The sequence below is a fragment of the Actinocrinis puniceicyclus genome, from assembly GCF_018283645.1.
Lineage (GTDB): Bacteria > Actinomycetota > Actinomycetes > Streptomycetales > Catenulisporaceae > Actinocrinis > Actinocrinis puniceicyclus.
This window is the reverse complement of record NZ_JAGSXH010000233.1, coordinates 1-4,135: the sequence shown is the minus strand read 5'-3', so window position 1 is coordinate 4,135 and position 4,135 is coordinate 1. Positions and strand designations below refer to the sequence as shown.

The window sequence follows — 4,135 nt, the reverse complement described above, 5'->3', positions numbered from 1 at the left end:
CCGTCCGCGCCCTCGGCGACTTCGAACCCTTCGACATACCCGACAGCCAACACCCAGCCACCCCCCGCCGTCCGCCGTTTCGACGTCCAGTCAGCCCAAATCGCTACATGCGAACTACGGGGCTAGGATCCACCGGCCCAGCGCCCGGGTTTGCGCGACTGGTCCGGCGATGCCCAGCACGCCGCGCTCGCGCAGGCCGACCGCCATCGGCACGTCCGCCGCGAGCCACGGCTCGCCCCGTGGCTGGCCGTCCTCGCTCTCGCCCTCCAGCACGACCTGCGCGGGCAGGTGCGCGGTGCCGACGCGTAGCTGGAGGAAGTCCGTGTCGGTGCGGCGCCGCTCCCACAGCCTGCGGCCGGGCTCGCTTGCGCTGGCCAGCGCCACGCCGGGGTCGGGCGGGGCGGATCGGCGCGCCGCGATCTCCCGGTCCAGCGCCTGACGCGCGTCGATCTCCACCGCCGCGCGCCGCCGCTGGTAGTCGCCCAGCGCCTTGGCGTAGGCGCGCGTGCCATGTCGGCGGTCGGTAAGAGCGTTGCCGATGAACACCATCGGACCGAGCAGCGCGAAGGCCGCCATCTCGAGCCGGTGTGTAGTCACAACGAGTACTGCGGACAGGGCCATCGGCGCGAGCGCCATGACCAGCGGCAGCGGGCGGCGGTCCGGCGGTGCGGGCCGAGCGGGCAGCGCGAACAGTGCGGTGGTGTCGGGAGGCAGCAGCCGCGGGGGACGGTTGTAGTCCAGCCCCGTGCCGTCCTCGCTGGGGTGCACCACCGCGTCGGGAGCGGTCGGCGCGGCCAGCTCAAAGGCGCTGCCACCAGCGGACAGCAGCACCCCGGGCGTCCAGGTGTGGCCGGGGGCGATCGGCGCGCCGTCCAGCAGCGCACGCACGCCGCGCGCCGGGTAGACGGCGCACCGCCTGTTCGACTCGACCTCGATGCCCACCGCTGCCTCGCCCAGCGTCGGATCGAGCACGCGCAGGCGGCGCGGCGCACCGTGGCCGAGCACGAACACGCCCGCCGGGAGAGGAAAAACCGCGCCCGCGTCCGGGCCGCCAGCCACGCGGACCTCGACCAACGACGTAGGGCCGGACACTCCGGGCTCGGCCGCGGGCATCGGAGGCGCCTGCCAGGACAGGACGCTGCCGTCGCGTACTGGCGCCGCGCCGAATCCCTCGTCGGGGTCCAAGGCGGCGCCGTCCGCGCACAGCACCATGCCCTCGCCAGCTGTGGACCGCAGGCCGAGCTGCGCCCGCAACATGGCGTCTACTTCAGCGACCGGGGTGCTCTCCGCGGTGTCCACCAGCAGGTCGACCGACGCGGCCGAGGCGGGGTGCGCGACCGTCACGAACAGCTGCACCGGCAATCCCGCCCGTCCGCCGCGCCCATCCCTGGCATGCTCCGAATCACGCCGCTCCGGTCAGTGCTGGTGCAGCTGCGAAGCCAGCTGGGTGTCGACCTGCTCGAACGCGTCGGCCGCCTTCGTCAAGTAGGTGCTCATGCCTCCGAGCCCCTGCATCACCTGGGATGCGCCCTTGGTGAATTCCTGGTACGAGGCCTCGAACTGCTGGCTGGACCGGTCGGTCACATACCCGCCGCCCACCAGCTGGTTCACCAGCGTCTGCAAGGACTGCAGCGTGCTGTCGATGTCCGACATGCCCTTGTTCAGCTGCGACGCCGCCGCGCGCATCTCTTCGTAGGTCACATTCACATTCGCCATGACCACTCCTCTAGTTCGCCGATACACGACCAAGCCGCCGGACGACGGCCGCACTGCCCATAACTGCTTGCCGCCACAGACGCGTCTGCTGTTCGATGCGCACGGTCCGCAGCACCGCCCGCGCCGCCGTTCGCACAGCGCCCTCACGCGGAGACAGTCCCGCCATGAGAGAACCGCGACAACGCGGGAAACAACGGCCCTCCGCCGCGCGGGACCGTGGACCCTGTTGTCGATGCCGCTAGGGATCGGGGGATTCGCACAGTCGATGCCGCGCCGTCGGCCGCGCAACGTACACGCTACCGACAGCACCACGCCGACCTCCCGGAATGTTTGTTCGAGTCCTGATTGCTGACCGCTGATACAGGGTATCGCCGAATCGGCGCCGTGTCCGGCTATGGAAGAGTACGATGACGCCCGCCGGTTAGGCGCCGTGTTGGGAAAGTCGTGACAGAAGGCGGATGTGATGCCCTGCACCCAGCCCACCTCACCACGCGCCCGGCATCTGCCCAACGCCGCCCCGGGTTTCGCGCGCAGTTGCTCCGCCCGGTCCGCCGTTGCGCGCGGCGTCACACGCCTCCGCCCTAATTGCCGCACCGGTCTGAGTTACGGATGTCCGCGAGCCTGCGGCTACGGCTTGGCTACCAAGTTGCAGGCCGCCAGCGGAAGCGCGGGCCGACGCCCGGATTCCCGCAACGGCTCGGCTGTCGGGCGAGACGCTCGGTGGAGCCGCTGACATGCCGCGACGGGGCAGCCCACCGATGACCGAGCCTAAAGCAGTGCCGGGCTACCACAGCCTCACGCCGATCGCCGAGGGTCGACTGGGCACGGTCTACCGCGCCGTGCGAGACACCGACGGCCGCACGATGGCGCTGAAAGTCATCACGGTCGGCGACGCCGCGCTACTGCAGCGATTTGAGCACGACGCCGGGCGCGCTGCCTCTCTGGCCAGGCACCCCCATCTGGCCCTGGTACAGCAATACCGCTTCACCGGGCACGGGCGCGCGCATCTGGCCATGGACTACTTCGAGCACCGGTCCCTGGGCGACCTGGTCGCGGGACGCGGCGCGCTGCCCGCACCCGAGGTGGTGCGCATCGGGCAGAAGATCGCCAGCGCGCTCGCCGCGGCGCACACGGCAGGGCTGCTGCACGGCGCCGTCACGCCGCACCACATCCTGATCGGTGCCGACGGCGAACCCGCCCTCGCCGGGCTGGACACCGCCTGCCTGCACGCGGGAAACGATCACCAGCAGGGCACGCGTGCGGCCTCTCACTTGCACACTGCCCCTGAAGTACTCGAACACGGCCACGCCGACGAACGCTGCGACCTCTACTCCCTCGGCAGTACCCTCTACTACCTGCTAGAAGCGCGCCCCCCGTTCGACCCCGGCCCCGGGCCGGGATTCGCTCAACTCCTGATCCACATGCTCACCGAGGACCACGCGCCCTGGACTAGGACCGATCTGCCACCCGCGCTCATCATGGCGATCGACCAGTGCCTGGCGCGCGACCCGGGCCGGCGTCCCGCCACCGCCACCGAACTCGCCGACGCGCTGCACAGCGGGCCGCTACCCACGGGCCCGAGCATGGTCGACTACCTGCGGCGCCAGCCAGTCCGGACCAAGCCCCCCTTCGCTCTCCCACCGTCGCCGACCAGCTCTCCCGGACACGTCGACGCACCTGGCAGCCCCGAAGCCACATTCCCGCCACCCAGCCAGCAGGCGGATCCGAATGCCGCTGGCGCGACGCGATCAAACGCCTTACTCCACGGCCTGCTCGCGGCGGCCACGGGCCGAGGAGCCGGCGCGCTGTCCGCGCGTGCCTTCCACCAGCCCGATCAGCCGCCTACCGCCGGCCCCGCCACTCGGGCGCCGGGCACACGCGGCCGGGCTGTCCTGATCACCGCGACGCTCGCACTGCTCGCCGCAGCGATCGTCTGGACGATGAACAGAGGCACGCATCCGGGCCAGAACACAGCGGCCTCCACCACCCCGAGCGCCTCGCCGTCGCCCCTCGATCCATCCCCGTCCGCCACAATCGCCCTGCTCGACCCGGCCACCGACACCCCCACGCCCAGCCCCTCGCCATCTCCGCCGGATATTACCGCCCCGAGCCCGGGCAGCCCGTCCCCAACCCTGGACGAGGTAGGCGAACTGCGTGCGTTCGTATCAATCCTGCAGGACAGCAGCCAGCAGCGCCGCGCTGTGCAAGATGCCGTGCCGTCCGTCGAAGCTTGCGCCTTTGACCCCGCCACCGGCATCGCCACCCTGAACAACGCCGTCCAAGCCCGCAACGCCGACTCCACCGCGGCCCTGGGATTGGCGGCGGATGCCATCCCGTCCGGGGCGACCATGCAGTCCGACCTCATCAGCTTCCTCGACGACTCAGCTACCGCGGACCTGTCTCTTATACACATCTCCGC

Annotated in this window: 3 protein-coding genes; 1 reads left to right on the top strand and 2 read right to left on the bottom strand. The window is 71.0% G+C overall.

The features are described from left to right. Nucleotides 1-114: 114 nt before the first annotated feature. Together KGA66_RS28180 and KGA66_RS28175 are read right to left on the bottom strand one after the other, a co-directional pair. Complete coding sequence (locus KGA66_RS28180) at nucleotides 115-1,356, bottom strand: hypothetical protein (protein ID WP_211472498.1); 1,242 nt, start codon at nucleotides 1,354-1,356, stop codon at nucleotides 115-117. 60 nt (nucleotides 1,357-1,416) lie between these two features. Next, nucleotides 1,417-1,716, bottom strand: coding sequence for a WXG100 family type VII secretion target (locus KGA66_RS28175; protein ID WP_211472496.1), 300 nt, complete (start codon nucleotides 1,714-1,716; stop codon nucleotides 1,417-1,419). Nucleotides 1,717-2,474: 758 nt separating this feature from the next. Between KGA66_RS28175 and KGA66_RS32570 the strand changes: the two genes are divergently transcribed. After that, nucleotides 2,475-4,135, top strand: a 1,661-nt coding sequence (locus tag KGA66_RS32570; protein WP_211472494.1) for a serine/threonine-protein kinase, incomplete at its 3' end; no start/stop codon positions are given.